This window comes from Phyllobacterium sp. P5_D12 (assembly GCF_054049495.1).
Window position 1 is genome coordinate 1 of sequence record NZ_JBFUMG010000250.1, and the last position, 6,223, is coordinate 6,223.

At 56.5% G+C, this 6,223-nt stretch carries 7 protein-coding genes; 2 read left to right on the forward strand and 5 right to left on the reverse strand.

The window, feature by feature from the left end:
• Positions 1-980, forward strand: a 980-nt coding sequence (locus ACXJ5O_RS16035; protein WP_457300758.1) for an MFS transporter, incomplete at its 5' end; no start/stop codon positions are given.
• Positions 981-1,072: 92 nt separating this feature from the next.
• Positions 1,073-1,693, forward strand: coding sequence for a DapH/DapD/GlmU-related protein (locus tag ACXJ5O_RS16040; protein WP_457300759.1), 621 nt, complete (start codon positions 1,073-1,075; stop codon positions 1,691-1,693).
• A 13-nt stretch (positions 1,694-1,706) separates the two neighbouring features.
• Here the strand turns inward: ACXJ5O_RS16040 and ACXJ5O_RS16045 are convergent, their stop codons facing one another.
• The 5 genes from ACXJ5O_RS16045 to ACXJ5O_RS16065 form a co-directional block, all read right to left on the reverse strand.
• Positions 1,707-2,846 carry an alpha-D-ribose 1-methylphosphonate 5-triphosphate diphosphatase gene (locus ACXJ5O_RS16045; RefSeq protein ID WP_457300760.1) on the reverse strand — a complete coding sequence of 380 codons (1,140 nt, stop codon included), beginning with the start codon at positions 2,844-2,846 and terminating at the stop codon, positions 1,707-1,709.
• Between the two features lie 12 nt (positions 2,847-2,858).
• A complete protein-coding gene (locus ACXJ5O_RS16050) occupies positions 2,859-4,004 on the reverse strand; it encodes an alpha-D-ribose 1-methylphosphonate 5-triphosphate diphosphatase (RefSeq protein WP_457300761.1) in 1,146 nt (381 codons plus the stop codon).
• A gap of 264 nt (positions 4,005-4,268) precedes the next feature.
• The gene (locus ACXJ5O_RS16055; protein WP_457300762.1) at positions 4,269-4,700 is read right to left on the reverse strand and encodes a YybH family protein; all 432 of its coding nucleotides are present in this window, start codon (positions 4,698-4,700) and stop codon (positions 4,269-4,271) included.
• A gap of 105 nt (positions 4,701-4,805) precedes the next feature.
• A complete protein-coding gene (locus ACXJ5O_RS16060) occupies positions 4,806-6,047 on the reverse strand; it encodes an RNA polymerase sigma factor (RefSeq protein WP_457300763.1) in 1,242 nt (413 codons plus the stop codon).
• Positions 6,044-6,223, reverse strand: a 180-nt coding sequence (locus tag ACXJ5O_RS16065; protein ID WP_457300764.1) for a YciI family protein, incomplete at its 5' end; no start/stop codon positions are given. The genes ACXJ5O_RS16060 and ACXJ5O_RS16065, both read right to left, overlap by 4 nt.

Consider the following 6,223-nt stretch of genomic DNA (forward strand, 5'->3'; position numbering starts at 1 on the left):
ACGTCGCGACGTCCCCGAACATCGGAAAAGTCATTTTTCGCAGTTTTATTTTCGGCCTCTCCGCCAGCGCCGTTCTCGCTCTTTTACCACTGGTGGCGCGTGATCTCGTCCGTGGCGGCCCGCTGGTTTACGGTGTCATGCTCGGCTCCTTCGGCATCGGGGCGATCGCCGGTGCATTGATCAGCGCGCGTCTGCGGGAATATTTGTCGAGCGAAGCCATTGTTCGCATTGCCTTTATTGGCTTCGCAGTGAGTGCCGGCCTCACCGCAGTCAGCAGCAATGTCTGGCCGACCAATGTCGCATTGCTGCTTTCCGGTGCATGCTGGGTGCTTGCGCTTTCACTGTTCAACGTGACGGTGCAGCTCTCGACGCCGCGCTGGGTGGTCGGCCGCGCCTTGTCGCTTTACCAGACGACGACCTTTGGCGGCATCGCCGGCGGCAGCTGGTTATGGGGTGTTGCAGCGGGCGAGTATGGCGCAGATAGGGCATTGCTCGCTTCAAGTATAGTCATGTTGTTCGGCGCGGCAATTGGCCTGCGCTATGCTTTGCCAGAGTTTAAAACGCTCAATCTCGATCCACTCAATCGGTTCAGCGAGCCGCTGCTGAAACTCGACCTGAAACCGCGCAGCGGCCCCATCGTCATCATGATAGATTATGTTATCGCCGAGGACGATGTCCCTGATTTCCTTGTGGTTATGGCCGCCCGGCGGCGCGTCCGCATTCGCGACGGGGCAGGGCATTGGGCGCTGATGCGCGATCTGGAGAACCCTGAAATCTGGACCGAAAGTTACCACACGCCGACCTGGGTCGAGTATGTGCGCCACAACCAGCGGCGAACCCAGGCTGACGCCGCCATCGGCGATCGGATTCGCGCGTTGCATCGCGGTCTGTCGGAACCGCGTGTGCATCGCATGATCGAGCGCCAAACCATCCTGCCGCACGATATCGCCGCGCACAAAACACCGATTGATCTGTCCTGATAACGCGGAATTGTCCAATACATTCATATTGTTGTCGCATGCGGAGCTTAGAAAGCCGCCAAACGATTCACGCAACGACAAGAGGCGCCAAAATGAGCGAAAAGATGCTGGGGATTGCCCCGACAGTCCACCCTACGGCAACCGTGCGGGATAGTACGCTGGGACAATATACCGAGGTTGGCGCGCGCACGGCCATCGCTGAAACTGAGTTCGGCGACTACAGTTATATCGTGCATGATGGCTCGATTATTTACGCGAAGATCGGCAAGTTCTGTTCCATCGCGGCTTTTACCCGCATCAATCCGGGAAACCATGCAACGTGGCGCGCCAGTCAGCATCATTACAGTTATCGCTCACGCCAGTTTGGTTTTGATCTTGGCGACGACGACGAATTCTTCCAATGGCGCCGCGATCACAAGGTGAATATTGGCAACGATGTGTGGATCGGCCACGGTGCAGTTATCATGCCGGGTATTACTATCGGGGATGGCGCCGTCGTTGGCTCTTCTGCGGTGGTTACCAAGGATGTCGAGCCATATACGATCGTTGCTGGCGTACCGGCAAAATTCATCAAGCGCCGCCATTCAGAAATACTTGCGGAAAAGTTGATCTCTCTCGCCTGGTGGGACTGGAGTCACGAAAAGCTTGGAGAAACGCTTCCCGATATGCGCGCCTTGAGCGCCGAGGCTTTTGTCGAAAAGTATAGTACTTGACGATACTGGCGCGTCAGGAGACGCGCCTTCCTTCCCGCCACACGCTTAGTATGACCGGAACGCTGTCTATCAGCCGGACTCTGCTGAAATCGGCCCGCTTGCCTATCTCAATAACGCCACGGTCGTCCAGACCCACCATACGAGCCGGATTGGCTGAAACAAACGATACCGCTTTCGCAAGATCGATTCCGGCACTCTGATTGAGCAAAAAAACCGATTGCATCAGGCTGGAAGGCACATAATCGGAAGAAAGCCCGTCAAGAATATCCTGCTGCACCAGATCGATTGCCGAAACATTGCCTGAATGCGACCCGCCACGGACCACATTCGGTGCACCCATGACGACTTTCATACCGCGCCGGTGGGCATGGGCTGCAGCATCTATACTTGTCGGAAACTCGGAAATGGAGATGCCGTCGTTCATGGCTTCGTCGACGTGCTCCGGCGTTGTGTCGTCATGACTGGCCAGTACGGTGCCATGCTGGCGAGCAAGGTCGATCACGGCGGTTCGATAGCGGTTAACATATTGGGATTGCGCCGCAATTCGATCTGCGACCATCTGGTCGAATTCAAGATCCGTCCATTTTTTGTCGCGATTGAATTGCCGCCATTTGGCGAGATCTGCCCATTGCCGCTGACCCGGAGTATGGTCCATCAATGAGACGAGCTTGACGTAAGGGTTGTCCGCAATCGGCTCATAAATATCGAGCACAGCCGGATCGGCCAACTCGCAGCGCAAATGCAGCAGATGCTCGCTGCGAAGTACTTCTCTTACACGCGGATTAGCAACAGTTTCCACTGTAGTTGTGATCATCTTGCGGCGTGCACTTGCAGCAGAATATTCGCCGACTGCGACAGCATCGAATACTGTGGTAATTCCAGCGCCGGCAATCTGCACATCGTGCGCAACCACCGATGCGGCACTAGAGGGCCACATGACCCCGGGCCGCGGCTGAAGATGCTTTTCGAGGTTGTCCGTGTGGAGCTCGACGAAGCCGGGAATGAGAAAATCACCTTCAAAATCAACGGCATTGGCAATGGAGCTTGGCCCTTCTCCGATTTCCTGGATCAGGCCATCTCGAACGCCCATGGCCCCGTCAAGGATGCTATCCGCCAGAACCAGCTGGGCGTTGGTGACGAGCATTTCGGTCATGATTTTTCCATTTTAGTTGACGAGCAGCCCTTGCCGCCACACCGAGCGGATGACGGGGATATTGTCTGCCAGATGTACCCGAATAAGATCTGCACGCAAGCCCGGAAGAACTTCCCCGCGGTCGTCAAGACCGCAGACCCGCGCGGGAACGCTGGTCATCATGCGGACAGCCGAAGGCAGGTCAGTGTCGAATTCCGGCTGGTTTGCCAGGAAAAAGGCGCAATCCAGCATGGAACGCGGCACATAATCCGAAGTCAGGATGTCTACCAATCCCTCGGCAAGCAGTTCTATTACGGCCACATTGCCCGACTGTGATCCGCCACGCAGCACATTCGGTGCACCCGCCACAATCAACATGGATTGGGCCCGCGCCTCACGCGCAGCCTCGATGCTGACCGGGAACTCCGCCACACGCACCCCTTCGGCATGCGCCATGCGGATATGCTCGACTGTCAGATCGTCATGACTGAACATGGGCAGGCCGCGCGTCTTGGCAAATTCGACGACCAGGTGCCGCACTTCACTTGAACTTGCTTCAAGGCTTTCCAGCAACTCCCGCGTTTCTTCTTCGACAGCCGCCCGATCCTTGCCGGTTTCCTTCATTCGCCGGTCGAGATAGTTCGACACATCATGGCTTTGACGCTTACCTGGAATGTGCTCCATGATCGAGATCACACGCACAATGTCCCGGTCGATGTTTTCCGCGATCAACGCCGGCGTCATGTTGTCGGTGATCTCGCAGCGCAGATGCACGAGGTGCTCCGCCCGCATCATGCCCTTTGCTCCCGCATATTCGAGCGCGTCGATCATTGGCCCAAGTATCTCGCGGCGTTCGGGATTCTTGATGGTGGCGCCGACACAAAGTGAATCAAAAACCGTTGTGACACCGCCGCCGATGATTTGAGAATCATGTGCCATGACCGCCCGAAGCATGTCCCATTTGACGTGAGCGCGCGGAAACACATGTTTTTCAAGGTGATCGGTGTGGGCATCGACGAGACCAGGCAGAATATAGTCGCCGGCGACGTCAATCGAACCCGGGACCGCGGATCGGCCCATGTCGATACTGGCTATTATGCCGTCGACGATTTGCACCGAACCATTGATGATTGCATCGTCAAGAACGACGCGGGCGCCCGTAAGAATCAATTCGTTCATCGTGTGCTTCCTTCGAAATGCGGTAGCCAGGAATGGCGGCAATGACGCCGCACGCGCCAATCAAAGTTGGCGATCTAAAGATTGCGTCCTTGTGACAATGCGTCTTTGGGGGAATCCGAAGTGGTTCTTATCCCGCTTTTCATGACAGGGACGTGACAAAGTCACCGAAACTAGCGAGAAGTATTGCTTAAGCACAGGTGAGTTCGCGCGGTTACAGGAATGGACTTTCTGTATCGCGCGAGCTCCCGGGCAATACGGGTGGGACTATGGCTTCAGATCGATGGCAGCCCTGAAACTGCCATCCATGTAGAAAGGTACAGAGGCGTGTTCGTGGGTGATCGTCCACGTGCCACCCTGCTTGATCAGGCCAATCGTCTGGCGAAACCAAACGTCGGGTTTCTCGCCGTCGGTTTTCTGTCCCGTCATGCGGACGAGACTCGTTGCGAAAGCAACATCGTTGCCGGCGACAATCGCGATGTCTCGCGATTCAATGCTGATTGGCCCTTCCCACGTATCGAACCAGCCTTGCAAGTCTTCAGCCTCCTTGCCCTGATATCGCAGTGGTGGAGCGAGCGTGAACTGTACAGCATCATCGGCAAGATGAGACAAGACTTGCGCGGCATTCTTGTTGCTGATTGCTTTCGACCAGTCCTCTATTACAGCTGCAACTGCGATTTTCTCGTCGTGCGTGGTCATTTTGTTCTCCTTCGTTACCTCTGAACCAAGGACGAATGAACAATCGCAAATCCGACATGGCTACGAAAATCAGTTCAGTTGGTGGAATCAGTTCAGTCGGTGGAGTCAGTCTTGCGCAAGTCGGTCGAGATGCATGCGGATGTGGGCGGCTTCTGCAGCCGTGTTGGCGAGAGAGATTGCGCGATTGAACGCTTCTCGAGCTTCGCTGGTGCGGCCTATCTTCATTAGCAGGCCACCTTTGACACCGAAGAAATGAAAGTAACCGGATAGCCTGTCCTCCAGCGGCTCGATCAGCGCCAATGCTTCGGCGGGACCTCGCACCTTCGCGACGGCGACCGCACGATTGAGCGTGATGACGGGCGAGGGGGTCAGCCTCTCGAGTGCTACGTAAAGCAGATCGATCTCGGCCCAATCCGTGTCCTCTGCACGCTTGGCCCGTGCATGCAGGGCAGCGATTGCAGCCTGGATTTGATAGGGGCCGGGTGCTCTGTGGCGCATTGCCTTGTCGATCAGTGCTAACCCCTCATTGATCATGCTGCGGTTCCAGAGGCCGCGATCCTGGTTCTCCAGCAATATCACTGAGCCATCCGTATCGAAGCGGGCATCAGAGCGGGCACTTTGCAGCAGGAGGAGCGCGGTCAATCCCATAATCTCCGGCTCAGTCGGGAAGATTCGCAGGAGCAATCGCGAAAGGCGGATTGCTTCGTCACATAGTGGCGATCGTGCTTGTGCCTCGGTGCTACCTGTCGAATAGCCTTCGTTGAAGATCAGGTAGACCATGGCTGCGACTGCTGCGAGCCGTTCGGCCCGTTCGATCGGCCCAGGCGTTTCGAACGGTATTTCGCCAGCTCCAATACGAATCTTTGCGCGTGTTATCCGCTGCTCCATTGCACTCTCGCCGACGAGAAAGGCGCGGGCGATCTGCCGGACAGACAGGCCTGACACGATCCGAAGCGCCAAGGGGATTTGCTGGGCGGCAGGAAGATCGGGATGACAGCAAATGAACAGCAGGCGCAGAATATCGTCGCGGTAGTCAGAACCGTCTATCTTCTCAACTATGGCGGTTTCCGCGTCTTCCAGATCAGATAGAAGCTCCTCGGGCGGTAGAGGCTGTTGTTTTACCTGCCGCCGAACGACGTCGATTGCACTGTTACGCCCGACAAAGATCAGCCACGCGGTGGGATCTCGCGGCGGACCGTTCTTTCCCCAGCTTTTCAGGGCGCGAAGGCAGGCCTCCTGAAATGCCTCTTCCGCCGTATCGAGATTGCGGAAGTAGCGGAGCAATGCACCGACTGCCTGTGGGCGCGCCGCAACGAGGGCCGCGTCTATCCAGTTCGCGTCGTTCATGGAAAACTCGATCCTGGCCTGAAGATGCCGACCGGCCTTATCTCATAGGAGCCGGTGCCCGGGTTTGCGCGCGCAAGGTCTCGCGCCGTTTCAAGTGCCTCGTCCAGTGACTGACAATCGACAATGTAAAACCCGAGAAGTTGCTCTTTTGTCTCGGCAAAGGGCCCGTCTATGAC